This is a genomic window from Yersinia enterocolitica, assembly GCA_002082245.2.
Taxonomy (GTDB): Bacteria; Pseudomonadota; Gammaproteobacteria; order Enterobacterales; family Enterobacteriaceae; genus Yersinia; species Yersinia enterocolitica_E.
This window is the reverse complement of sequence record NBTC02000002.1, coordinates 4,221,166-4,247,701: the sequence shown is the minus strand read 5'-3', so window position 1 is coordinate 4,247,701 and position 26,536 is coordinate 4,221,166. Positions and strand designations below refer to the sequence as shown.

Below are 26,536 nucleotides of genomic sequence, written 5' to 3'. Positions count from 1 at the left end.
GAAGCGCTCATTATGCATTGAATAGTCTACTATTGTCATAACCGCCTCCTGCTTACTTAATCGAAATGATATGGATTAGAGGGATGAATAGTAACGCTAAATTTTCGCAATAATTGCATGTTTTGCCGGTAGGTTCAACCTTTCAGGCCAATAAAAATGCACTTTTAGTGAATATCTAAGCCATTGTTATTTAACACACTAAAAAATAAAAAATCTATAAATCAAGTAGATGAAATATGTAGATGCACCATAAAAATTAACTTCCCAACAGTTTTCTCGCTATTTTTGCATGAAAAGAGAGCAACCGATCGCCTTTATAAGAGAAACTCATTGACGACTTGCCGCCAATACGGTTTAATGCGCCCCGTTGCCCGGATAGCTCAGTCGGTAGAGCAGGGGATTGAAAATCCCCGTGTCCTTGGTTCGATTCCGAGTCCGGGCACCAAATTCATAACCTGCTTGTTAAGAACTAAGATTTTTAACAGGCATGACAAAGTACCCGAATCATCATCGTGAAAGTAGGCTGTAACTGCTACACCTTGGTTGAACATAGGGGAACAATAAACCGGAGAATGTCGATGACAAACTTCGGTTTTATTGTGTCTTAAGGCGGAGGAAATTGACAGTTTTTCAGCGCACCTGTCAATATTCTGTTAAGGAAAGCGGTAATTTTTTCTTTCTGTTATGCCGATTTTTAAAAAAAACCTCTTTTCTCTCAAAAGTCTCTTCCAACGCCAGTCTGAGGCTATCTATATGGACTGTTGCAAAAATCTTGTGATGATAAGCTAAAGCACCATTTCGGCTGAAGGAGTAGCGTATGGCCCCATTCAAAGGTCGGCATTTTCAGAGTGCCATTATCCTCTGGGCCGTTCGCTGGTATTGTAAATACGGCATCAGCTATCGCGAACTCCAGGAAATGCTGGCTGAACGGGGCATCAATGTTGACCACACCACGATTTATCGTTGGGTTCAGCGCTATGCACCTGAAATGGAAAAGCGCCTGCGATGGTACTGGCGTCATCCGACCGACCTTCGTCCCTGGCATCTGGATGAAACCTACGTCAAAATTGGTGGCAAATGGGCTTATCTGTACCGGGCCGTAGACAGCCACGGTAGAACGATTGATTTTTATCTTTCGTCTCGACGTAATACCCAAGCGGCTTATCGATTTTTGAAGTAGATATTAGGTAACTTACGGGATTGGGAACAGCCACGACGCATTATTACAGATAAAGCACCCACCTATGGCAGAGCGCTCGCGTTATTGAAACGGGAAGGCAAATGCCCGCCAAACGTGGTGCACCGTCAGGTGAAATACCTCAACAACGTGATTGAATGTGATCACGGTAAGCTGAAGCGGATAATCAATCCGATGTTAGGCTTCAAATCCATGAAAACGGCTTATGCCACGATCAAGGGTATAGAAGTGATGAATGCGTTGCGTAAAGGTCAGGCTGAACCTTGGTATTATGGTCATCCTCAGGGCGAAGTGCGTCTGGTGAACTACGTTTTCAGCCTCTAATGTTTTTTAGCCTAAGGGAGTGTTGACCCTAACGGGCTATTTGCAACAGTGCCTTAAATATTCTGCCAGATACAGTTGTTGGCGGGTACAGATGATACACAAAGGATAACTTCATCATCCTGCTAGCGACGGATTGTTACCGGCAGAACAATTTTATCTGTTGGCCGCTATAAAAAAATAGGCAGTGCTATTTTGCGGACCTCGATCTGTTAATGCGACATAACTGATCAGAATAGTGGTGTTTTGAGCCTCCAGATCAAAGATGATTGATGAAAAATTCAGCAATACTGACATTTTCCTAGACTGCCTTGTTAAGGCTACTACCTTATAAGTTAATAAAGCTTATGAAACGCTTAAATTTTTCTGAATATTAATTAACATGATATATCATGTTAATTATAGGAGAATCCTTAAAGACAATCAATATGAATATTATACAATGTTCATATTGTAAGTTATTCCATTTTATGAAAATTAATAATTTAATTCCTCGTCTAAATAGATTGTTTTTAGATGACGTATTAATCATTGCTCTATGTTAGTAAAAACACAATATAGAGGTATGTAATTACTGATACTTTTTGTATTTATTTCAATGTCGTTGATATTATGAGGTAGTCATGTCTAAAAGGTTAGCTGCTGAGTTTTTTGGTACTTTTTGGTTAGTATTTGGTGGGTGCGGTAGTGCTGTATTGGCGGCCTCGTACCCTGAGTTAGGTATCGGCTTTACTGGTGTAGCACTGGCATTTGGTTTGTCTGTTTTAACCATGGCTTACGCCGTAGGGCATATTTCCGGAGCGCATTTTAATCCAGCCGTTACTTTAGGTTTATGGGCTGGAGGCCGATTTAAAACTAAAGATATAGCCCCTTATATTTTTGCTCAGGTCATTGGTGGTATCATTGGGGCCTCTATTCTATTTTTTATAGCCAATGGTAAAACTGGTTTTGATGCATCAGTAAATGGTTTCGCCTCAAACGGCTACGGCGCATATTCTCCCGGTAGCTTCTCTATGCAGGCAGCCATTGTTGCTGAGGTAGTATTGACGGCATTTTTCCTTATCGTTATTCACGGAGTGACCGATAAACGAGCTCCGGTTGGATTTGCTCCATTGGCAATTGGCCTAACGTTGACACTTATTCATTTAATTAGTATTCCAGTTACTAATACATCCGTTAACCCTGCACGTAGTACGGCAGTGGCTATTTTCCAGGGCGGTTGGGCATTACAGCAATTATGGTTGTTCTGGATAATGCCTATATTAGGCGGCATTATAGGCGGCCTTATTTATCGTAACTTACTTAGTGATAAAAATTAGCTATTCATTTAACTTAAAGTGATTTAACCTAATTAGAATAGGTAGCCATTACTTTTATGGCTACCTATTCTAGTTGTTGAACCATTGGGCACTGTTGCAAATATCCAGTGGTGATAAACGATTGTGTCGCATTAAGGTGCAGTCCGGTAACATGCTGTTTTTTTTTGTGATGTTACCTGCCCATGTCTCTAATCCGAAACGCCTTCCGTCGACTGCATTACCCCGCTGATGTTATCGCTCAGTGTGTTCGCTGGTATCTCGCTTATACCCTGATCCTGCGCAATCTCGAAGAGATGATGGCAGAGCGCGGCATTATCGTTGACCATTTCCACATTTCACCGCTGGGTTAGCTGGGTTATCCGCCTGGTGCCGTTGTTGGATAAGGCGTTTCGTCGGCATAAGCGCACAGTGGACCGTCGGTGGCGCATGGACGAAACCTACATAAAAATCAAAGGTCAGTGGAAATATATGTACCGTGCGGTCGATACTGCGGGTCAAACCATTGACTTCCTGCTGACCGCCAGGCGAGACGCCGCAGCCGCATTACGTTTCTTTCGCAAGGCCATTAGACATCACGGCGAACCGGAAGTAGTGACCATTGATAAAAGTGGCACCAACACGGCAGCGCAACTTTTGCTGACTAGCCTACGTTAATACGGCACAACCCTATACTGCACTGGGGATTGAAATGAAGGGAAAAACCGCAGAAGCTGGGCTTTGTGTCGCTGATGAAACAATTTACGAATGTAGATCCGTACCAGTGTGTACTGTGTGATAGCCGGATGGTTTTTAACAGTGCGTGGGCCGGTATCCGGGCAGAAGAGTTGTTGCCCCGACGTCGGCTGGAGTTCAAAACAGAGCGATGATTACGATAGGCAGCATAGGGAAGATCTGCCTGAAATTTGGATTGGTTATCAAAATGGTGTTTATTTAAATCAATCGTCAACCTCACGCTACCTGATCTGATGAAACTCATGGCCCAGTCCCCCTCTTTTGATTCTGACCTAAGGGAAAAAAATGGATCCAACTTCCTAACCATCAAGCGGACCCCTTCAACGACACAACAGCCGCTCAGGTAAGCAAATTCTGACAATCTGAAAGCAGATAAAAAGAGATGTGATACTGGAAAGCTATTTGAAATACCGTGATTGGGGACTTTATATAAAAGTACCAAAATTCAATGGAGTAAAGGCCTTCGTCATTGAACGATGGCCTGAAATTAAATTTTTCTATAAAACATCAGTGAATACTAAATTTGATTAGCATTTTGTACCAAATGGAATCCATTTACTTTGCTGAGCAGTATTACCATTTTTATAATATACTGTTCGATAGCACGTAATTGATATAAACCCATTCTGGACCTTTTTCCAAGGACCATAGATGGTTTTACCACCGCCTCCAGCATTGAACGGAACATTTTGTGCGTAGGCAGGGCCAGATGCAGCGATGCCAAAAATCATCCCAGAAATTAAAATGGATAACAGTTTATTTTTCATTAAAAATCATCCTTAATTAATATATCTACTTATGATGCCATAATAAATAATGGTTAACTTCGTTCAACTGTTCGTTGCTCAACAAAATTGATACATGCGTACTATTTTATTTTGTGACGTAACGTAACGGCCATTTTTGTAATAGTCGCGACTACAATATCTCATAAGTGGCATGTTTTTCGATAAAACCACTCTTTTCCAGGACGTCCAGCCAGTTTTCCCCATTTTCCCGCTACTATCAAAAGGAACGTTCTGAGCAAAAACTGGAGCCATTGTCCCCATAATTACACCAGATACTAAAAGTGATAATAAAAACCCTCTCATCCTTGCCTCTTTTTCATCCAATTAAATTGTAAAATATAAAAACCAAAAAGAACGCGACTAATTTAAAACTAGAGTTTAAATTACAAAGCTAAATTTCAGTCGTATATTACCCTCCATTGGAAAGTTAAGCACTACACTCAACATGAAATAATTTCACTTATTGATAGGATAATGGCTATTAGATAATAATTCAGACAATTCCAATCTCTGCACTAAGCACTAGTTAAACTTTTATACGTCCCGTATAAATAGCTATATTTAAGATCGACGTATTCTTATTTTCCCCACGAACTGTGGATGAATGACTAAGTGAAGTTATGTTTTTAAACTGTTTTGGCTCTGCTGGTTAGCCCAGTGGAAGCTAAGTGGCTCTGTTGCATGAAGCTGTCGTCGGTTAACATACAGTTTTAAGGTGTTATTTGAAATGTCTCTGATAAGAAAAGCCTTCAAACGTCTGCACTACCCGTTGATATCATCGCCCAATGTGTTCGCTGGTATCTCGCTTACGCCCTGAGTCTACGCAACCTAGAAGAGATGATGGCAGAACGCGGTATTATCGTTGGCCATTCTACCCTGTATCGCTGGGAACCCCTTTGCTATATAAGGCTTTCAGTCGGCACAAGCGCAGCGTGGGACGTCGGTGTTTACGGCCAGTGGAAATACCTGTGTCATGCTGTGGACTCCAATGGCCAGACTATCGACGCTCTATTGACCGCCAAACGTGATGCCCCCGCAGCCCTGCGTTTCTTCGGCAAGGCCATTCGTCACCAGGATAAACCCTAGGTAGTCACTATCGATAAAAGTGGTGCTAACACCGCAGCTTTGCCCACGCTCAATGCCGACAAACCCGATGAGGAAGCGATTACCGTCAGGCAAAGTAAGATCCTGAACAACCTTGTCGAGCAAGATCACCGGAATATCAAACGTCGGATACGCACGATGCTGGGATTCAACTCCTTTCGACGGGCACAGACCTTGTTGGCGGGTATTGAGCTGGTACAGATGATACGCAAAGGACAACTTCATCATCCTGCTGGCGACGGATTGTCACCGGCAGAACAATTTTATCTGTTGGCCGCTATAAAAAAATAGGCAGTGCTATTTTGCCGACCTCGATCTGTTAATGCGACAGGGCCAATTATCCCACCCATCGATGAGGAGAGTCACCGGCTCTCATTATTTGCAACAAGCCCATGGGATCGTCGCCTCTATTCTTCTGCTGTCTGAGTAATAAACCAGCGTAATGAATTCAACACTTTAGTTTCAGACATCTTGGCTCTGTTCTCATCAACCAACTTCATTAATACTAATCTTGCAGTATAAATATCCAAATGCGCTTTATCAGCCAACTCTCTGGTTTTTGGCCAACTGCCCACTGGGGGGACAGATCCACCAAACTGTTCTTTCAGAACATTACAAGTTTCTTCCAATATGCCCATGACTTCTTCTTTACGTAGATTATTAGGTTTCATTGACCTCGCCTCAAACAATATATTTATTAAAAATGCATTGTTTTTATTATTTATATTTTCTATACCCGCGCAAAACATTCCCTGTAAATTTAAAAGATAACTTTCAAATCCAGCGAGAACTTAACTTATTTACTTCGCATGGCTTTGTAATGCTTATTTAATTGTCATGACTCCCAAATCAGAATTAACAACTAAGCACAGTTTTAGTACCAGCGTACAGACCAGAGAATAATAGCACTCTGAAAATGCCGACCTGTGAATGGGGTCGTGCTTTACTCCTTCGGCCAAAATGGAGATTTATCTTACCATCATCTTATTTTTGCAATAGTGCCGTATTGGATTTAGTAACTAATTAACTTTTTGACTAATTTTGTTCGATGAAATTTTTTAGGAGGTTCACTTGAAGTTAAAAAAACAATTAACATGTTTTTAATTGTTTTTATAGATGCTGTCTTACAAAGTATACAATCAGCCACAACGGACAAATAGCTATAGCCTCCCATCTTTTCATTTTTTCTACCAAGCACTATAATAAAAGAAAGGGGACTTGACTTCCTTATTTTTTCAATGGTTTTAAATGAATCAAAAAGAGAGCTATTATCTACATCCAGGATATATATATCTCTCTCATCTTTTTTTATATATTTGTTATCTATCAATACATATTTATCTGCATTAATACTTATTTGTTTTTTTTGGATTGACATTATTTCTTTAAGGATTATCTCTAGTGAAAAGCGTGTCAAACTACAATAGCCTGAAATAATAACCCGCATAATACGACGCATCCTTTCTCTACTATTCTATCTATATTAAAAATGGACTATAACTTATTTTCGGTGGATGAATAGTGGCACCGAAGTGCCACTATTCAGCTTGTGTCACTCTTATTAGAAGTTGTATTTCACCCCTAACATCACTGCAGTATCGCTGTAACCTTTGTCGCCCAATTGCTGGCCGACGTTACCCCAGACATTCAGTTGCTTGTTCAATTGCCCCTCAACACCCACTTTCAGTTCACCGATATTCTTCGCGCCAGCTTGTTTCACTTCAACCGCGTTCATATTGGTGCCAAAATCTTTGGTGTTGTGGATCCAGTTGGCTTCCACAAACGGTTGGAACTCGCGATCCTTGCCATTATCACTTTCGTGGTGGCCTTTCATATAAGAACGCAGCCCCAGACGGGTCTGGATATTACCGTCGCCTTGACCACTCACCTGAGTACCGTTTGCTTCACGGTGCTCGTCAGCCTTCACACCCATCCAGGTGATTTGGGCTTTCGGCTGGATAAAGTACGTTTCGTTCTTAGACTTATTCTCGCCGATTTTAAAGGTGTAGCCGCTCTCGACCGACGCGGTGATCCCTTTCGATTTATACTCTTCCGTCGCCAGACCGTCGCCCTGCACGCTATTGTTAAACCAGCTGTACTGCGCCCAACCGTCAACATACAAGCCCGACTTGTCTTCGTCGTTGGCATACCAGGTGCTGTACACCCCGGCGGTGTAACCATCAACCGAACCACTCGACTTATAGCCCGATTTCGCGTGGGTGTCGCTTTTGCTATTACCGTAACCGGCCATCACACCCAGGTGTAAACGGTCCAGACCATCGTTGCTCCACTGGGCGATATCGCCACCCAATTGCATCACATAGCGGTTGCTTTGGGTTTTCAACTGACCACTGGTGTCACGTGAACGGTTATGTCCGCCTTCGTTACGCAGCCACATGCTGGTCACTTTCTGCTCGCCAGTCAGGGCGTCGATATACTGTGTTTCGCCCAAACGATCGTGCAGACGCGTCACAAACATAGTGTTGGCTGCGGCCAGGTTCGCGGTGTAGCTGCCGGCTTCAGGACGTTTAGTTTCCTCGCCTGGGCCCACTGGATTTTCTGGATCAACCGGGTTCTCTGGATCAATCGGCAAATTGCTCAGGCTGGTCAAATACCAGTTACTGGCGTTTGAACCCACCCCACGTACGAGTGAGTAATCATATGCACCCGCTACGATACGGCCAGGGTTCACAAACTCACCGTCGGATTGACCATTCACCTGAATGAGCTCAATACCGTTTAAGGTTTTAGCGCCCGTACCGCCCGCATTATCTACGCTTACGTTAGTGGTGCCGCTGGTGTTGCCGTTCACAATCATGCTGTCGGTGGCAGAGCTGTCGTCGCCCAGCGCGGTGTTGAAGTGCAGCAGACCGTTGTTGCCAATATAGTTGCCGTTGACCACTAATTGGTTACCGGTGGTGCCCGTACCGTCACTGGTCTTGTTACCGATAAATACCGTGCCGCTGTTGGTTAAGTCAGTGCCAACGGTAAAGATATTACTGGCCGGCGCCAGGCGAGCCAGACGGCCCATCGCCGGTACCATCGGTGCCGCTGGGTTGCCCACAAACAGCACGCCCTGGTTATCAACCGCGCCCGCTACACCACCAAAACCGCCCATAAAGGCACCGCTGGCTATATTCACCTGCTGGCTTGCCAGCGTCATGGGGTCAGCACTGCTGCCTAACATCAGGCCACCCGCATTGATATCTGTCTGGCCGGTATAGGCCGCAGATTGTGTCAACGATACGGTGCCTGTGCCGTTTTTAGTCAGGCTGCCACTGCCGCTAATGCTGTTGGCCAGCAACCAGTCACTCGCACTATTGAGCACCAATGCGCCGTCGTTGGTGACCGCCGCCGTCCCCAGATGTTCTGCCTGAGAAGCAGTTAACTGGCTGCCGTTCGTGATAGCAAACAGGCCACTGAACAGGCTGTTATCACCGCTCAATGTGATGTCGCTGCTATCTTCCAGCACCACACTGCCGGCATCACTGATAGCATTTGCTAACTGGCCCGCAGCCCCTTTCAGTGTCAGCAGACCGGCGTTAACGATATTGCCATCGCCCAGACCCGCTGCATTGTTCAGTAACGCTTGTGCGCCACTGGCAATGGTGGTCACCGCGCTCAGGCCAGTATTGGCACCCTTAACGCTCAGCACATTGGCGGCAATTGTCAGCGCGCCACTGCCGGTCAGTTCACCCTCAGACATACCGCCCTGACTCAAGGTTAAGCTGCCACCATTGAGATCAACCGTTGAGCCCGCAGTACTGTTCAGTTCGCCCACGGTTTGGCTATGACCCTTCATGTCAAAGGCGGTATCTGCTGCCAGTGATAACAGCGAGGTATTCCCCAACACATTATCATTCAGCATCTGCAAGGTGCCGCTGCGTACATCGGTAGAACCGGTGTAATCATTGTCCAGATTGGACAGTGTTACCGTATTTCCTGCACCGGTATCAATCGCCAACTCACCACTGCCCGTCACTTTGGCACTCAAATCCGCCGCAGGACCGGTTTTATTGGTGGCATACAGCGCCAGTGCATCTGCACCGCTGCCCAGCAGTTCAACTTCGGTCAGGCCGTAACCGATATACAAACCGTCGTTACCCGTACCGCTGCTCAGGCGATAATCGTAAGTGCCTTTGGCGACCGTGGTGCCATTTTGTGCAATATCGGCCGTGGTGGCATCGGTAATGACATTGCCATCCTGGTCTTTCAGCACCAGATTGCCACCATTGCCTTGCACCACCACATCACTCACCGCCAGTTGCAGCAAGGTATTGGCATCATCCTGCTCCATGATGGGCAGTACCGGATTGACCGGCGTCTGGCTGTTGTCGACGCTGTCGATGTCCACCACCACCGTCCCGGTGCCCAGCAGGTTCATCTCTTTGGTGGTATGGATAGTGCTTTTCGCCACCGTCTCACCCGGAGTGCCGGTGTTAAATTTCACCGTACCGCCGTCAAAGGCCAACCCACCGATAGTTTGCACACCGTCACCGACGGTGGTGATACTGTCCGCGCCCAGTTTCAGGGTGGCATTCACTAATGCTGCCGTGTTATCCGCCGCCAGTTCAAAGGTGGCGTGACCTAATGCCAGTACCCCGTTAAAGGCGTTCTGTGCCGCATTGGCCGTAAAATCAAAGGCATTACCGGCGGTATTAACGGCCATCGTGCCGAGGCCGTTCAACTTGCTGTTAAAGCTCACGGCATTCAGGTTATTAACCTGCAACAGACTGCCGTCACCCAGATTAAAACCGGTGTTGGCATTGTCATCCTGACTGTCACCCAGCGCCAGCAGCACATTGTCCAGTGTCAGCGTTGAGTTATTGATCAGGTTGATGTATTCCATATTCTGGATGGCATCAGCATCACTCAGGGTATACAGCGAACTGTCCAGCGTCAGCGTATCGCTGCCGGTACCGCCGTTCAGTGAGCTGAACACGCCGGTATCGGCTAATGTCAGCCCTTTCAGAATGAAGGCATCATCGCCGCTGCCGGTGGTGAAGTCAGTGCCTTTACTGCCTTGCATCAGGGTCACGGTGTTGTTGCCCGCTAACAGATCCACCTTGCCAACAATTGTGCCACCCGTGGCGTTGGTAAATGCCAGACCCGTCCCAGTATTGGTTACGACAGCCTGCTGCGTGGCGCTGTTGGCTTGAATGGTACCGCTGTTGACGAAGCTGGTGACATAACCGTTATTGATGTCCACCACCGGGCTGGTGAGTGATGTTGATATCAGGTTACCGGACTGCTCGACACGGCCGGTAGTGCCTTTGACAATCAGGGCTGCACCGCCTGCGGCATCATTGACGTTTACGCTGGCACCGGTTTTCAGATCCTGACGGGAGTTGGTGACAATCCCTTTGCCCGCGGCTGAATTGACGTTAATCACCAGACCGGCCGAGTCGGACATGTCCAGCGTATTATCGGTGATGGTGTCGCCGGTGTTGGCAAACAGAATACCGGTACCGCTGCCGTTGACATTGATCGTGCCAGAGTTGGTTGCCGCCAGGGAGGCACCGGTACGAATACCTGCACCATTACCCACCGTCAGCGTGGTGTCTTTTAACTGAATACCGGTAATTTCCGCTTTGTTTTCAATCGCATTACCTGTGCCGCCCGCGGTCATGGTGATGGTTGCGCCATCCACGGTCAGTGCTGTGGCACCGGTATCAAGCAGTACGCCATGGGCAGTGCCGCCCGCTTTGGTTTCACCGTTACCGGATAAGGTCAGGCTCGCCCCCGCACCCAGCAGATAAGCGGCGGTGCCGTCGGTTGCGTTGACGGTACCGCTGTTATTCACGGTAGAGTTAGCACCCTGAATATTGACCGCAGTCCCATTGACTGTGATGAGGTTTTGGTTGGTCAGAATCCCGCCGTCTACCAGCACGCCAGTACTGCCTGCTTGTGTAAAATCAATGGAGCCATTGTGGATAAGCTCACCGCCATTACGGGCGATATAGCCATAGGCACCAGACGCGGTGTTACCGGTGGTCAATACCGCCGAACTGGTTAAGACAGATTTTCCGGTAGCACCGGTGGCAATACCATCCAGGCCGTAGTAGTTGCCATCGACGATACCGGCAGTAGCCCCATCACCGCTCAATTCCAGGCTGGCATCTGCCGTGATGGTGCCGCTGGCGCCACCCTCGACTTTTACCCCAGTAGAGCCCTCGCCAGACAGGACCATATCTAACGCGCCGGAGTTAAATGTACTGCCAACACCGGTGACTTGAATAAGAGAAGAATCTTTACCGGTGGCATTCATGGTTGAGGCTGTGGTCCCGATAAAGCTGGCACCCTTATCAACGCGATACAGTGTAGAGCCTTCGGTTGAAACCGTTTCATCACCCGTGGCAATGTTATTGACGCTAGAGCCCGTACCGTAAATCAGGTAGCCCACCTGTTTTTTACCTGAAACAAACTCAACCTGACCGGTACCGGAGACATTAATGGTACCTTTATCTTCAGCAACCACCCCAATAGCACCATCGCCCGCCAGCTTTACCTCACCAGAGAGATTAGCCACCGCGCCCGCACCAACCGCCTGAATACCGTAGTTCGCCAGTTTAGTGGCAGCATCAAGCCCGTTATTTACATAAACGTTACCGGCGTTAGTGGCTGAACTGTTGGTCAGTACTTTGATACCGACGGTATTGATACCATTTATAACGATATCACCATTATTGAAGATATTCGTGGCGTTAGCGCTGGAAGAGATACCGATATTCTGCCCTGCATTTTGTCCGGATACAGCACCAGCACCGTTGAGCTCAATAGTGCCGTTTTGATTGACTACTGTTCTCGCTCCTTGTGCAGCAATAGCTGTAGAGTTTTCAGTTTTGCTGCCAATCACGATTTTACCGGTCGCACTATTGGTAAAGGTAGCGATATTGCTCAAGTTAACGGTATCTTGCAGTAATCTAACTGCATAAGACTGAGTCTTAATGGCCAGGTCAGTGACTACATCAGTTAACGAACGTTGTGATTGACGGCCCACATAGACGGTACCGTTATTTTCAAAGGTAGAGCCTTTCTGAACACTCACCCCCTCATTCAAATAACCTGCTGCAGGAGACAAATCGATAGTTGAAGCAATATTGATCGCGCCGTTATTGACGAAGGTCGAGTTGCCATCGATCACCGCCGCGCGAGTATAAGCGCTTGCCCCACGAGAAGCGGTATTAATCACACCATTGTTGGTAACTGACGAAACTCCATTAGCTAAAATAGCGGTATGACTGCCGTTAGCTATGTACAACGGCAATGTTGAGGTAGGTGTGGGCTTGAAGTCCAGCATCTCAGGATTAGTCCCTGCATCCAGTACCCCAGTAGTGTCAATAATAACCGTACTGTCAGTGGCAAAAATAATATTGGTACCACGAACTGTTGCAGAAGTTGACCCCAAAGTCCCGGCGTTATTCAGGGTTGCACCGTCTTCCAGCCGCACCAGTGAAATATCCGTATTGAACGCCTGAATATTGGCATCAGCACCAATATTCACAATGGCATGCTGACCATCACCATGAATAAAGGCAACACGGTCAGAATCGACAATGTGATTTACGGCATCATTAGCATCAATCCCCATATCAAGATAGATCGGGGTGACTTTTGGTGAAGTATTGGAACCGTTAGTGAAATAGGCCCGCGCCAGCTCGGCTTGATAACCTTTGCTGTCCAGCACGATCGCACCACTTTTAATACCTGCAATCAAGTCATTGTTGTATTTTTGGAAATCAGCAAAATTTTGAACATTTTGGGCCCCTAAATAGGGACTGGTGAAGGTACCGACGAAGTCATCAAGCACCGAATTGGCCACCGCGGTACTACTATCGCGAATGTTATTATTGTTATTACCCAGGTTGACTACAGTTTTGGCGTTATAATTTAAGACTGTATTCTGGGCCGATGTAGTAGAGTCAACATAGAATCCTGAAGAAGTTGTTGTCGCCGCTTCACTTTTCAGGCTGCCTTTAAGAATGGCGTTAAAATAGTTATTGCTGTCATTAACCCAACCTGCGGCCGTGCTACCGACAGCCACGGTCAGATCACTGCTATCCTGCACATGGAATAAGTTGCGATTCACATACTGGCCATTTTCACCAACCGCATAAGAAACAGGTACCACAAAATCGGCAAGCGGTTTAATTGACATCGCAGTACTGCTATACACATTAATAGTAATTAATGCGCCAGTGCCTTTCGGGTCAAGGAAAGTTTCAGTAACCATCTCACCTAAGTTGAAAATGTTTTTACTGATCAGATTCTCAGCACCATAGAGGAAGTTCCCCGGGGGAATATCACCCAGTTTACTGTTTTTAAAACCAATATCTCCCTTAGCGATATTGCTAAAACTGCCTACTAAGGTATTGCCAGTCCCTGTGAAGGTCTGTTCAAATTCTACATCAGGCGTAAATACCGGTACGCTAATATCTGCGGCAAAGACAGAACTCGCCCCTAATGTAAACATCAAGGTCATTGCAATCTGGCTCAGGCGAGAGGGGGTTGTTAAACCTAAGGTTGTATCGACAATTCCTGAGCAAAGTGACTTAGTTTTTTTTCCTGATTTAGAGATTTCAGATGCAACGTCATAGCGGCCTAAGGCACTATTCCAAATGACTTTAAATACTTTATTCATGGTGTACTCTCATTAGATTTAGGCCTGACAATTAGTCATACCTATAAATAGGTATGACTTAATATTCACAGGAAAAATTAGAATATCTCATTACTGCTTTTAAGCTATTCGATATCCTGAATCTACTTAATACATATAGATATTAATATAGGCGAAAAGGATGAATTTAGTAGGAAATTTCCCACAAGATGTATTTTTTTCAAATAAATTATTAATTTATTTGGAGTTTTTGTAATAACTCTGCATTAGTTCTCACCCCAATTTTTTTCATTACCGATCTCTTTTGAGCACTTACTGTTTTTTCACTCTTGTTTAGTATTTTTGCTACAGCATGTCCGGGTAAACCACACTTAAAATAAGTGATTATAATAACCTCTTGTTTTGTTAGATTTATTTTTTTTATGTAATTACTTAATGTTAAATCACCAAGTGAAAAACTTAACTGATTGGTATACTTTTTCTTTCGCTTAAGGACTGACATGATTTTTTTTTCTAAAATAGATAATGGATCATCAAAACAGAGAAGTGTAACCTTTCCTTTTGTTTCCATCTCAATGAAAAAACGATTAAAATCATAATCATACCTAGATGTTATGATGAATACTTTATCAAATAAAATACTATTAGCTGCACTACTCAATACATTAAATCGGTCAATGTTACTGACATCTATGAATAAAAAGTCATTTTCAGAGTAAAATTGAGGTTCTACATTAACAGCACCTTCATAGCCAGATTTTTGTAATACATGATTTAACAATTCGAATAGACCTAACTCTAAGTATTTATTATTAACGACAATAGAAAAATTCTGCATACATACACCTTACCTCCTCCCTCAGATAGCAAGGAAAGAAGCTGAATTAAAACATTCAGACCAGAGATTGGTTTTTAAAAATAGTTAAGCACTATAAAACATTGTTTAAAAAAGAGATACACCGACAACTTTTTAACTTAAAAAAATTAAATCCCGAACCAATCAAAAAAAATGAATTATATAACTTTCATTTCATTCTAGAGCAGGATTTAAAACCAAAAGCAAAGCCTTTAATATTGCAATTGAACTGTTAGGCATTATGGAGTGGGAATGTTCTTAAAAATCATTGGGCACTGAAAAAGAATGGCTGCATTTGGTGATTATATTAATAAAAAATATAGTTATTATGCAAATAGAGATAAGTATATCTTATGTATAGAAATACAGAATGATTCTTATAAATCAAGTTTTTTGCATTTTATTCAGGGTATTAATACATAATACTTTAGGTGTACCGACTATGTAGAAACCATTTTATGAAACTTTATTCTGGCAGTTTCTGGAGCCTGCTTGCATCCCCTATGACCTACTCCCCGTTGATTAGTACACCCCGATGTTAGTAATGTCTTCATTTTGACCCGCTATCTCTTGAGCCAGCGATTACAACAGGAAGGTACCATTCGCGCGATGACTGCCTCCCCGAATGACTCGCGTCTCATGGAGGAGGTACTGGATACCCGCAAAGTGTGTGACAAGACGACGTGGACACTGGCGAGCAGAACGGATGGCAGTGTGCAAGTGATCTATCAGTGCTATATGCCTGTGGCCTGGTTCCAAACGATGTTCGCGCAGCAACTGGAAATTGGAAGGAACAAGGACGGCGAACGCTTGCTGACATAGTGACCAGAAATAAAGTACTGAAAGCAACTGTGCGGGAGAAGAAAAAGCGGGAACCGCTATTGCTTGCAGAAGCCAACGCATTGTTTGAGCAACTTCAGGTCCGTGGCGACCTGGACCGCTATAAATCACTGGTCAAATATGCTTCGATGGGTAATCAGAGTCTGGGAACAGTGAAGGCCTTCTTTGACAGCGAAAATGGGCAGGCGTAGCTGGATACGTATCCCAGGGCCGAGGCGGCGCTGGGCCACCACTGCCACGGAACACAGCTCTTTCGGCATTACCGGCCAATGGCAAAACATTGGCCGCCGGTTGGTTAATTCGAAGGATTTCAAACAAGTGCGGTCACATATTGTGATCTATGAGCAGGGCAGTGGCACTGCATTTAAATCCTTCCAACACGCAGACCATAGCCCTGAACGTGCGTGTCAGCTGCGCGCGGGGCAAAACCGAACTCTTCCACCTCACAATCGCTCAGCGAATGCACAGTCAAATTGGCCACAGCTCCCGCGACATCATTCAATGGGTTGCTCAGTTCAGCACCGAGATTTCTGCTATCTCCGCGAGCTTTCCACCACCACAGTTGATAACAACTCGCGTCAGGTCACGACTCATGTCAGGTACTTCAGTCTTTACCGAATGGGGTGTAATCATCTGCGATACCATCGCGTCGGCGGGCGGCGGGACGACCTTCAGTTCCATCATTACGATAGCTGGATTGAGACCAGCCCCGCCACGCTCAAGCATGACCTCATATCCACCGGTAGAAGTTTCAACCTCGCCTGACACTATAAGCCTGGGCGGCTGCGCATATACAGATGCCTTCCACTCGCCGGATGACTGGATCCGGCATCCCGCCGGTATTTCAGCCGCGACTGTCACAGCCGATGGTATATTCTGTTCAATCGCCGTGGTCGGCAAGACCGCCTGCTCGCGGGATTGTATATTTCCAACCGCAGCAGTGCTGGCACCGGAATTCTGGTTACAGGCAACCAGCATCAAGGATGCCGTCAGCGCGCTAACGCGTAATAATGCAGACTTGTCCAACATAGTCGATGTCTCCCGTGCAATCGCGAGTGATTAATTTTGCAAACATATCATGATTGAACCAAATTTATTGCAAAAAAATGGCTTTGTAATGAAAACTTAGGCTATTCATCTATTATTCAGTGATCCCCATGAAACTCGCTACAGACATGTATCCCCCAAATGGGGAGCTGCGTCCAGATGGGGAAAAATTGCTTGGCTGGGTCTGATTGTGGGTTTATATCACATTGATAACTCACCAGTCTGGGACGTGTAAAAGTCATGTCCCCCTAACCGAACCTTCAAAAAGGGATAATCTCGTGACCAAAAGCATTAGGCTCACTGTCGCAATAACACTGCTTACTGCGACACTGCCCATATTAGCTAAAATGCCAGAAAATTTTGTCTATACCAGCTCTGGCGACCTCGAAGCGGCATCAGTCATTATCGCACGTAGCGATATTGGCGGTGCGCAGATCGTTTACAATTGGCGTTCACTCGAACCTGAGAAGAACAAATACAACTTCTCGCAGATTGAGAAGGACTTGGCTCGTCTTAAGGTAGCCAATAAAAAACTTTTCATCCAGATCCAGGATCGGTTTTTCGAACAGAATGCCCGGTACGTTCCTGATTATCTGATGAATGATGCCAGATACGGTGGGGGGATATCGCCACAATTTGATAATCCTGGCGAAGGAAAGCCGAGTGGTTCGGGTTGGGTGGCACAGCAATGGGATCCTGCTGTGCGCCAACGTTATCAGGCTCTGTTGGCAGCGATTGCAGAGCGTTTCGATGGTCGAGTCTATGGTGTGAACCTACCCGAAACAGCCATTGATCTTGACGAGAAAAAGCTACCCAAGGGATTTTCCTGCGATAACTATTTTGCAGGCGAAATGGAAAATCTCACCTTTGCGCGAAAGGTGTTCACCAAATCCCATGTGGTGCAATATGTCAATTTCTGGCCGTGCGAATGGAACAACGACCACAATTACATGGGCCGGCTGTTTGAGTTCGCGAGTGCCAATAATATTGGACTTGGCGGCCCAGATATTGTTCCCAACCGCAAAGCGCAAATGAAGAACTCATATCCGTTCTTCAACAAATACAAAAGTAAGCTAGCACTCATTGCCATGGCAGTGCAGGAGCCGACCTTGACCTACAAGAACCCCAATACGGGTAAGCCATTTAGCAAGGATGAGTTTGTACAATTTGCCGACAATTATCTTGGCGCAGATATCATCTTCTGGAGCACTACATCTCCCTGGCTGACTAAGAAATAGGTATTAATCGCTAGGGACAGAAAGCCTCACTGCGAGATCATGTATAGGTTCTTTTTCCGGATAAAATCGCGCCAGCCGTCGGACAACAGCACTGATAACCCGCGTAAGTAATGGTGCAGACTGGTTCGAATGTTGGCGCATTTACACAGCGGAAATTTCTGGGGTTCCAGCTTAGGCCCCCTCCTCGGGAACTGATTGCAACATTCAGTTGGGTTCAGTATGAAAGCACCAAGGTATAAATTTAAAACCCATTTTCAGCCCTAAAAATGCCCCAAATATTTAGGGCATTGAGTTCAGTTCGTTGCGGATTTTCTTTGTTAGCTAAACGCGTTGCCCACGCATCCAGGCCACGAGCTGGTATCCGGTTCATTACCAACTGATAGGATGATGCGAACTCTTACAAATATAGTCATACAGACGTTGAGTATCTTCCAATGAACAAAGGCGAGTGCCAAGATTAAGTGTTGCCGCGCTACCTGCTGCAACACCAAAACGTACAATCTCAAACAGGTCTGCACCCTTTGCCAGTTTCAGCGTCATTGCGCCAACCATACTGTCCCCTGCCCCAACGGTACTCATCTTCTTCACCGGCGGGGGAACGATTTGTACCCAGTTATCACGATCGACTGCCAATGCTCCCTGTGGCCCAAGCGACACCACGACTCGCTCGGCAGCGCCACGGTTAACCAACTCCTTAGCAGCATGGCGTACATCATCAGGATGCTTCAACTCCCGCCCTATAAGGGCCGATAGCTCATTCTGATTAGGTTTTACCAAGGCAAGCCCCCCCAAATCTAAGCTCGCTTTTAATGCATCGCCAGAGCTATCAATGATGCACTGCAATCCCATAGCTTTAGCCTGCTGAATCAGGTGAACTAATTTTTCAATACCAGTACCTGGCGGCAAACTACCGCTAATAACCAAAATCGATCCTGAAGGGATGTTTTGCACTTGTAGTACCAGTAGATCAAACTCAGCATCACTCAATCGTGCCCCTGGCATAACAAAACGATACTGTTCACCACTGTTGTCTACGTGGACATGCATGTTCTGCCGTGTCCAATCCTGCGTTTTCAGCGTTTTCGTCTCAATACCTTCCCGATCAAGCAATTCTTTCAAGTGCTCCCCTGTAGGGCCAGCAATAGGAAAAATTGCATGAGCTTGACCACCAAGATAAACAACAGCACGAGCGACATTAATACCGCCACCACCCGGCTCAAAAATAGGTGCTGTGCAACGTAGTTTTCCTTCAGGGTAGATTTTGGGCGTCGTTGTTGCGCTGTCTAGCGAAGGGGATAATGTTAAAGTGAAAATCTGAGTCATGATAATACAACCTTCCTTTTTGGTTTTTATTTCGCAGATTCGGCAAATAAAAATAGAAATTGTGTATTGATGACGGACTTAGAACAGCCACATTAGCGACCCAAAAGCCCGATAAATAACTGACTGTAACCTCAGTAAATACAATGACTACTCTAAGTAAAGCACATAATTCAGTACGTCGTAGTATTAAGATTCAATTGAATAATAGGCTTTATTTATCATTTTATCTGACCATAACGGGGGCTATCGCTGATAAACGATGAAATTAATCGCGATGTTAACATCAGTGAAATTGAGATAATGTTATACGCTATTGAGAATAACAAACGCTCTCATCGAGATTCGTCATCGTTGTTATTTACGCGACAGGATCAATCACAACACCATGGCGAAAATATTAATAAATTGAATCGCTCCTTTCATCGTTAAATCTCCTCTTCACATACTTTACTCGATGAATTATTGCACCCAACAACAGAACGTTAGCTTTTCTTTTCAAAAAACAGTGTCACTTTGGCGACTTCAACACCAAATTTGCGCAGTGATGTCTGGTTGAACAAATGGATATCATCCTGGCGATATAGCCAGTCATCAAAGTGTAGTTTTATGCTGCCGTTCTCTGTTTTCACGTCCATATCATAACGCCAGTTGAAAGCATTACCTGCGGTATAACCATGGGCTACGCCAATGATATCCCCTGCCGTCCCCTGATAGCTGCCATCAGCGTTTCTGATGATGCGCCAGATTCGGGTCTGGCGCTCGCCATCAGCAAAAACAAACTTCTCATTGAGCGTCAGGGTATTGCCGACAACATCGCCCTGGATAACCACCTCAAAACGGCGAGTCTGTTTATTCTGATAATTCTGCAACATTCCCCAGGCGCGGGTTTCACCGCTGAAGTAGCCGAACAAATCGAAAGTAGGTTTATTGTTTTGATAGTCATTGATATCTGCACTGCATCCAGCCAGTACAAACAGGAAAGCCAGTAACAGGCTTTTGATATTCATCAGATACCTCCAGTCAATTGTTGCCGCAAGTCAGGATATTGTGTCGTCGGTGACAACCAGATAGCGAGAAATGCATCTCGGAAAGCACGGTCGAAACGATCACCAATCGGCTTAATATATGGATTAGATGGCGCGCGATAATAAAATTGTCCGCCAGTATTATCACCCACGAAAGTGAGTTGGCTGCCAGAGGTTACTGCCGGCCATATCGTCGCTATCTGCTTGAGCCAACGCTGCTGCTGTGCTGCAGACACGCTGATTTTCATGGCTTGCCATTGTTCTTGTGTAGCGTTCACCAGCTCTTCTTGGGTAATAGAACGCTGATAGTTAATACTCAGTGCCTGCGGCCATCCCCCCTCCTCATAGCGTCCGCTCGGTGTACGCAATACTGAAAAATAAATATCAAAGGGCCCCCAACGTAGCGTGGCACTGCCTACCGTCGGCCACGTGCTCCAATCGCTGGCCTGTGCCACCTGAGTACTCAGACAAAGAAGAAAAGTTAACAGCATCTTCATTCAATTCTCCTGCGTAGTATTGGCCAACTGACAACTGGCAGATAAATAGCCCACCCTAAAGATAGGGTGAGGATCATCATTTCAGGTGCGATTTGTGGGGTCATCGCATTCAATTTCCAGCCGATGACATAGGCTAGTGGGCCGGTAAGCGCACCTAACAACACAACTGTTTTCACCGTCGGGATAATCCGTCTCAGTAGCCAATAAAACCAGCTAGTGAAAGTAAGCCACAATGCGCACATCCATATGGGAACACCGCCCCCGCCAGCAAATTTAAAGATATCGAGATAGCACCAAAACGCATCCATGGTAATACCCAGTAGCGCCGCTAACAGGACCCATATACGCTGTTGCCGCGGGGTAAATATCAGTGCCAGCGCAGCGCCCAGAAGTAGAAAAAGCATTACTTGTTCACGCCAAATAATGGCCAGCGTCCAATAGGCATCAAAACCGAGCGTAGTTAGCCAAAATCCGGTGCCCAATCTCATCGACGCTCAGCACTCAGTTGTACGGTGCTGATGGATCGCGCCAGAAAACCAGCTTCGCAATAGCACAGGTAAAATCGCCACTGGCGCTGAAAACGTTCGTCAAATCCCTGATTCTGTAATAAAGGCCAATTCTGCTCAAAACGCTCACGCCATTGTTGCAGCGTGCGGGCATAGTCACGGCCAATATCGAATAGGTCACACATCACCAGATCGCTATGGCGTGTGAGGGTATCGCACAGCGCGGTTATCGATGGCAAGAAGCCTCCGGGGAAGACGTAACGCTGGATAAAATCCACATTGCTGCTGTATTGCTGATAACGCTGGTCAGTAATGGTGATCACCTGTAACACCATTTTGCCTTTAGGTTTCAGTAACTGCTGGCAACATTTGATAAATAGAGGCAGAAAACGTTTGCCTACGGCTTCGATCATTTCGACCGAGACCAGTTTGTCATATTGCCCCGTCAGCTCACGGTAATCCTCAAACAACAGAGTAACGCGATCCTCTAATCCAGCTTGCTTAATACGCTGTTGGGCATAAACGTACTGTTCCTGCGAGATAGTCGTGGTGGTGACGCGGCAGCCATACTCACGCGCGGCAAATTCCGCCAGCGCTCCCCACCCAGTACCGATCTCCAACAGATGATCTTGTGGTTGCAGATCTAACTGTTGGCACAAGCGACGCATTTTAGCCTGTTGCGCCTGTTCCAATGTCATCTCCGTTTCACTGTACAACGCGCTGGAATAAAGCATTTCACTGTCGAGAAACTGCTGATAGAAGCGGTTACCCAGATCGTAATGTGCGGCAATATTGCGCCGTGCCTGCCGCCGACTATTATCACGTAGCAGGTGCACCAGCCGATGCCAAGGGGCGGTCAGCCAACTTAAACGGGCCTCCATCTTATCGACCAACTGCATGTTACTGGCCAGCAACTGAAGCAGGCGAGTTAGATCAGGACTGCTCCAATAACCGTCAATGTAGCTTTCTCCACCAGCAATGCTGCCACCCAACAGTATTCGGCGGTAAACTCGGGGATCATAAACCTCGATTTCAGCCTGTAGCGGGGCTTGGGTATCACCAAACTGGATTTCACCGACACCTGCTTCACGCAGCAATAATCCGCCCCCTTGCAACTGCTGTAGCAAGGTAAAAATAATGCGACGAGCACCTTTATTGTGACCCGAAAAAGGGGTGCTATCGGCGAGGGTGTATTCTGAGGAACTCATCGTTCATCCTTGCCGCCGGCGGCGGGGTGAGGGTAAATAGGGGTGCGTTTCAGCCATAACTTCAGTGCTTGCCAGTAAATGGCGGTGGCAGTTTTCAGTGTCATTAGAGGCAGAAGCCATAACTGTCGGCGCAACGTTGCCCGCGTTAGAGGGTGTCGATAAAGCAGTAATGTCGCGTCAAATTCGCGGCTGACACGGTGATTTTCGATATGAATGCGCAGTCGCTGTGCGGGGGCAGAGAGCCGCCAGTGGTAGGTCATGTCCATCGGGTTAAACGGTGATACATGAAAAACTTTATCTATGGTTGAGGTACCTTCTGGATTTACGGCATAGGTATGGCGTTCATTCCACGGGGTATTACGAACTTCGGCCAACAACCAACACAGTTTGTCATCATCGTTATACAAATAGTAAAAGTTGACGGGATTGAAGTAACATCCCAGATAGCGCAACTGGCACAACAGCATAACGCGGCCATTCAACTTTTCGCCGGTCAATTGTGCAATACGTTGCTGCGCTTTGTGTTTAATATCGCCACCACCCAGATAATCGCCACGATAAAACGACGCTGGGGCAAAGCGTTCCAACGCAATACCCAGCGCGGGCAATTGTGTCAGTTCATCAAGATCAATCAACGGCATGAAGATTTGGTAATCAAAGCTGTGTTGGACCGGGCTGAAGCGACGATGGCGCACATGTCCTACATAAAGGGCGCTATTCATGCGGCGTTCTCCTGCAACAAAACCTGCGTGACGTCCAGCGCACTGCGTACCCCATCCTCGTGGAATCCGTTATACCAGTAAGCGCCGCAGAACCAGGTATTGTGCTGCCCGTTTATCAGCGAACGCTGCTGTTGTGCCAGTACAGTAGTCTGATTGAATACCGGGTGGTGATAACTAAACTGGCGCAGAATTAGCGCCGGTTCAATCGGTTGCTGTGGGTTGAGTGTGATACAAAAGGTCTGTGGCGCATCCAAGCCTTGCAGAATATTCATGTTGTAAGTCACGCTGGCGAGTTGATTCTCTGCATGCTCGTCGCTGGCTGGTAAGCGATAATTCCAACTGGCCCAGGCACGGCGTTGGCGTGGCAGCAGACGAATATCGGTATGCAGGATGACTTCATTCGCTTGATAGCCCAACTGAGCTAAAACACGTTGCTCCTGCGGGCTGGCATCGGCCAGAAGACGCAGTGCCTGATCGGCATGGCAGGCAAAAATCACCTGATCAAAATGTTGTTGCCCCAAGGCGCTATGAAGTATCACCCCTTGTGGTTGGCGTTCAACCCGCAGGACTGGCATATTCAGGTGCAATGTCAGGTTGTCTGCCATTATGGCCAACATGCGGCGCACATATTCACGCGAGCCGCCTGGCACTACAAACCATTGTGGGCGGTTGGTGATGTCTAACAGACCGTGGTGATCGAAAAAGCGCAAAAACAGTGCTAATGGAAACTGGCGCATATCAGTCATTGAAGAAGACCAAATAGCGGCCCCCATCGGTAACAAATAATGCTGGGCAAAATAGGGGGAAAAACCTTCCTGTTGCAGAAAATCGTCCACCGTTTGAGCCGCAATACCACCATTCGCCAGGTTTTTCTTACATTGGCGATTGAAACGCATAATCTCTGCCAGTAGGCGATAAAAGCGTGGATTCAGCAGGTTACGGCGTTGGGCAAATAGAGTATTGAGCGTATGGCCGTTGTACTCCAGTCCACTGCGAGGATGCGTAACCGAGAAGCTCATCTCCGTGGCTTGCCCACTGATGCCCAATTCAGCCAACAGAGCAATAAATTGCGGATAGGTCCGCTCGTTATAGACGATAAATCCGGTATCGATAGCGTAGCTGCGCCCTTCCAGCGTGACGTCCACGGTCGCGGTATGCCCACCGGGATAATCATTGGCTTCAAACAGTGTAACCTGATGTTTTTTAGCTAACTTCCATGCACAGGTTAAACCGGAAATCCCGCTGCCGATAATGGCAATTCTCATTGGATTACCTCACCAAACGCTTGGCAAGCCAGCGTTGTAGAGCTTGTGGAAGTAGAGCTGTTAGTCGTAACAGCGCGGCGAACAGTGGGGGAAAAGCAATTTCAGCGGCCCCTTTTGCCAGACCACGGCGAATATAGTGCGAAGCCTGCTTAGGGGTGATTATCATCGGCATGGCAAAATCGTTGCGGTCAGTCAGCGGTGTGGCAACAAAACCGGGTAATATCAGCGAAACATTAATACCGGATTTTGCCAAATCCACGGCCAGGCTGCGGGCAAAATAGGCAAGTGCAGCTTTTGAGGCACCATAAGCTTCTGCGCGCGACATGGGGATGATGCTGGCTGTTGACCCCACCAATGCGATCCTGCTCCCGGACGACAGTTGTGGTAACAGGGCATCTAAGCAATTGATCGGACCAAGAAAATTAGTATTAAGCACCCGTGCAACCCGTTCAGCCTCGACGACACCGTTATCAAGGTATTCACAGGTTCCAGCACACAAAATAACCAGATCGGCCGGACATTGCGCCAACGCGCTACGCGTAGCAGACAAATCGGTTATGTCGAAATGATGCGCCGTAATTGCCGAATTATGCGCGCCAAGTGCCATCAACCGGGCTTCATCACGTCCACAGGCGGTCACCTGCCAGCCCTCGGCGGCATAATCGAGCGCCAATTGCTGCCCAATACCGGAACTGGCTCCGGTGATCACCACGTGTTTCATGCTTGTAGCCTCTTCTTCAATTTGACAACAATCCCGCCGAGCAGCGGTATATGTTCATACAGCATGGCACCCAGATCGTAGTAATCACGCTGATAGATAACCCGCTGTTCAGCAAAGCGTAACTGGCTGATACCCTCTAAACTGAGCAAGCTGCCACGGCGCAGACGGGGATGGGCATAAGTCATATGCCAGCACACAGAGGCTTGTTGGTCATGGTGCTGAATGTCAGTGAGGGTAAAGCTACAAGTGCTTAAGTTACTGAGCAGCAATTGAAAATAAACTTCAAGTGAACTCAATCCCTGATGTTCTCCGACGGGATCGATAAAGTGGATATCGCGATGATAAACATCAGATAGCTCGACCAGACGTGCTGTATCCAACGTGGTATAGAATTGTGAAAAACGTGCCAGCAGTGCTTCAGCGTTACTCATGGTAGTGCTCCGAAGCAAGGATTAGCAGAGCATGGTTATCGATAAGCGTAATATTCAAGCCTGCATCGCACCAAGCTGCTAATTGCCGCCGCTTGGCAGTATTGAGTACGCCATCGGTGCAGAGAAAGTAGCGTTCGGCCTTAAACATAGCCAATTGCGGAGCTTCCAGCGATCCCGGCAAAATATCGATATGCATATTGTTTTTCGCCAGAACGATGGCGGCCATCCACAACTCGGTAGGATCGATGTTTCCCCATCCCAGTAGTAATACATTCTCGCCTGGCTTCTTGCGTGCACCCAGCATACAAAAAGTCGCGTATTCAATGATCACGCCATCCAGCAGACGACTCAGCATGTGCAGCAATTGATGTTCATTCTTAAGCTGTGAACGTAATGGTCTTAGCACATATTCAATCAGGGCCTGAGGTGGATATTCGCGCCCTAATTCAAAGATACGACTACGGAGTTTATGCGGTGCGGGAGCCTGAATCAGCGCCAGTAACTGTTGTTGCAGTGTTACCCAGTTAGTGCTGTCGCCAGGTGCTGTGCCACCGTCGAGTAAAGGTTTGATCTGGCTAACTGGGACGCCGCGTTCTATCCAGCGCACAATAGTGCGGATACGGACAATATCGTCGTCATTGAACTGCCGATGGCCACCTTCAGTACGTTGTGGTTTTAACAAGCCATAACGCCGTTGCCAGGCACGCAGTGTTACTGGATTAATACCACAAAGTTGCGCCACCTCACTGATACTGTATGTCGCCATGCCATTTAC

At 46.6% G+C, this 26,536-nt stretch carries 20 protein-coding genes, 1 tRNA gene and 4 pseudogenes; 9 read left to right on the top strand and 16 right to left on the bottom strand.

All coding sequences use genetic code 11. The features are described 5' to 3' along the window. The first annotated feature begins 369 nt into the window (after positions 1 to 369). From A6J66_020775 to A6J66_020755, 5 genes and pseudogenes are all read left to right on the top strand, one after another. Positions 370 to 445: transfer RNA gene (locus A6J66_020775), tRNA-Phe, on the top strand. A gap of 372 nt (positions 446 to 817) precedes the next feature. Further along, positions 818 to 1,522 (top strand): annotated as a pseudogene (locus tag A6J66_020770) (IS6 family transposase). Between the two features lie 85 nt (positions 1,523 to 1,607). Beyond that, positions 1,608 to 1,703: pseudogene (locus tag A6J66_020765) on the top strand (IS6 family transposase). A 439-nt stretch (positions 1,704 to 2,142) separates the two neighbouring features. After that, positions 2,143 to 2,838, top strand: a complete 696-nt coding sequence (locus A6J66_020760) for an aquaporin Z (protein PNM26373.1) — start codon at positions 2,143 to 2,145, stop codon at positions 2,836 to 2,838. Positions 2,839 to 3,020: 182 nt separating this feature from the next. Next, positions 3,021 to 3,468, top strand: a pseudogene (locus A6J66_020755) (IS6 family transposase). Positions 3,469 to 4,097: 629 nt separating this feature from the next. Here the strand turns inward: A6J66_020755 and A6J66_020750 are convergent. After that, positions 4,098 to 4,337: a hypothetical protein gene (locus A6J66_020750; GenBank protein ID PNM26372.1), complete on the bottom strand. Its 240-nt coding sequence runs from the start codon at positions 4,335 to 4,337 to the stop codon at positions 4,098 to 4,100. Between the two features lie 748 nt (positions 4,338 to 5,085). Between A6J66_020750 and A6J66_020745 the strand changes: the two are divergent. After that, positions 5,086 to 5,753: pseudogene (locus A6J66_020745) on the top strand (IS6 family transposase). Between the two features lie 116 nt (positions 5,754 to 5,869). On the opposite strand, the gene A6J66_020740 reads toward A6J66_020745, so the two are convergent. From A6J66_020740 to A6J66_020725, 4 genes are all read right to left on the bottom strand, one after another. Further along, entirely contained in the window at positions 5,870 to 6,133 is a 264-nt protein-coding gene (locus A6J66_020740) for a faeA-like family protein (protein ID PNM26371.1), read from the bottom strand. Between the two features lie 341 nt (positions 6,134 to 6,474). Next, positions 6,475 to 6,909, bottom strand: a complete 435-nt coding sequence (locus A6J66_020735; protein PNM26370.1) for a hypothetical protein — start codon at positions 6,907 to 6,909, stop codon at positions 6,475 to 6,477. A gap of 114 nt (positions 6,910 to 7,023) precedes the next feature. After that, positions 7,024 to 14,103 carry an autotransporter outer membrane beta-barrel domain-containing protein gene (locus tag A6J66_020730; GenBank protein PNM26369.1) on the bottom strand — a complete coding sequence of 2,360 codons (7,080 nt, stop codon included), beginning with the start codon at positions 14,101 to 14,103 and terminating at the stop codon, positions 7,024 to 7,026. Between the two features lie 211 nt (positions 14,104 to 14,314). After that, positions 14,315 to 14,653 (bottom strand): hypothetical protein, encoded by a 339-nt coding sequence (locus tag A6J66_020725; protein PNM27105.1) that lies wholly within the window; start codon positions 14,651 to 14,653, stop codon positions 14,315 to 14,317. A gap of 894 nt (positions 14,654 to 15,547) precedes the next feature. On the opposite strand from A6J66_020725, the gene A6J66_020720 reads away from it, so the two are divergent. Continuing rightward, positions 15,548 to 15,760, top strand: a complete 213-nt coding sequence (locus A6J66_020720; protein ID PNM26368.1) for a hypothetical protein — start codon at positions 15,548 to 15,550, stop codon at positions 15,758 to 15,760. Then, positions 15,760 to 15,969 (top strand): hypothetical protein, encoded by a 210-nt coding sequence (locus A6J66_020715; GenBank protein ID PNM26367.1) that lies wholly within the window; start codon positions 15,760 to 15,762, stop codon positions 15,967 to 15,969. Before A6J66_020720 ends, A6J66_020715 begins: the two co-directional genes overlap by 1 nt. 319 nt (positions 15,970 to 16,288) lie before the next feature. Here the strand turns inward: A6J66_020715 and A6J66_020710 are convergent, their stop codons facing one another. Continuing rightward, positions 16,289 to 16,807, bottom strand: a complete 519-nt coding sequence (locus A6J66_020710; protein ID PNM26366.1) for a hypothetical protein — start codon at positions 16,805 to 16,807, stop codon at positions 16,289 to 16,291. Between the two features lie 296 nt (positions 16,808 to 17,103). Here A6J66_020710 and A6J66_020705 point away from each other — a divergent pair, with 296 nt between their 5' ends. Next, entirely contained in the window at positions 17,104 to 18,063 is a 960-nt protein-coding gene (locus A6J66_020705; GenBank protein ID PNM26365.1) for a hypothetical protein, read from the top strand. 369 nt (positions 18,064 to 18,432) lie between these two features. Here A6J66_020705 and A6J66_020700 read toward each other — a convergent pair whose 3' ends face one another. From A6J66_020700 to A6J66_020655, 10 genes are all read right to left on the bottom strand, one after another. Beyond that, positions 18,433 to 19,386, bottom strand: a complete 954-nt coding sequence (locus A6J66_020700) for a 6-phosphofructokinase II (GenBank protein ID PNM26364.1) — start codon at positions 19,384 to 19,386, stop codon at positions 18,433 to 18,435. 482 nt (positions 19,387 to 19,868) lie between these two features. After that, positions 19,869 to 20,393 carry a DUF3833 domain-containing protein gene (locus tag A6J66_020695; GenBank protein PNM26363.1) on the bottom strand — a complete coding sequence of 175 codons (525 nt, stop codon included), beginning with the start codon at positions 20,391 to 20,393 and terminating at the stop codon, positions 19,869 to 19,871. After that, positions 20,393 to 20,902 (bottom strand): hypothetical protein, encoded by a 510-nt coding sequence (locus A6J66_020690; GenBank protein ID PNM27104.1) that lies wholly within the window; start codon positions 20,900 to 20,902, stop codon positions 20,393 to 20,395. Before A6J66_020690 ends, A6J66_020695 begins: the two co-directional genes overlap by 1 nt. 2 nt (positions 20,903 to 20,904) lie before the next feature. Further along, positions 20,905 to 21,396 carry a DUF2878 domain-containing protein gene (locus A6J66_020685; GenBank protein PNM26362.1) on the bottom strand — a complete coding sequence of 164 codons (492 nt, stop codon included), beginning with the start codon at positions 21,394 to 21,396 and terminating at the stop codon, positions 20,905 to 20,907. Continuing rightward, entirely contained in the window at positions 21,393 to 22,541 is a 1,149-nt protein-coding gene (locus A6J66_020680; protein PNM27103.1) for an SAM-dependent methyltransferase, read from the bottom strand. The genes A6J66_020685 and A6J66_020680 overlap by 4 nt, the downstream gene beginning before the upstream one ends. A 77-nt stretch (positions 22,542 to 22,618) precedes the next feature. Next, positions 22,619 to 23,344, bottom strand: a complete 726-nt coding sequence (locus A6J66_020675; GenBank protein PNM26361.1) for a DUF1365 domain-containing protein — start codon at positions 23,342 to 23,344, stop codon at positions 22,619 to 22,621. Beyond that, positions 23,341 to 24,609 carry an FAD-dependent oxidoreductase gene (locus A6J66_020670; GenBank protein ID PNM26360.1) on the bottom strand — a complete coding sequence of 423 codons (1,269 nt, stop codon included), beginning with the start codon at positions 24,607 to 24,609 and terminating at the stop codon, positions 23,341 to 23,343. The genes A6J66_020675 and A6J66_020670 overlap by 4 nt, the downstream gene beginning before the upstream one ends. Positions 24,610 to 24,613: 4 nt before the next feature. Beyond that, a complete protein-coding gene (locus A6J66_020665) occupies positions 24,614 to 25,330 on the bottom strand; it encodes a KR domain-containing protein (GenBank protein ID PNM26359.1) in 717 nt (238 codons plus the stop codon). Next, positions 25,327 to 25,761, bottom strand: coding sequence for a nuclear transport factor 2 family protein (locus A6J66_020660; protein ID PNM26358.1), 435 nt, complete (start codon positions 25,759 to 25,761; stop codon positions 25,327 to 25,329). The genes A6J66_020665 and A6J66_020660 overlap by 4 nt, the downstream gene beginning before the upstream one ends. Continuing rightward, a complete protein-coding gene (locus A6J66_020655) occupies positions 25,754 to 26,527 on the bottom strand; it encodes a MerR family DNA-binding transcriptional regulator (protein ID PNM26357.1) in 774 nt (257 codons plus the stop codon). Before A6J66_020655 ends, A6J66_020660 begins: the two co-directional genes overlap by 8 nt. Positions 26,528 to 26,536 lie beyond the last annotated feature (9 nt).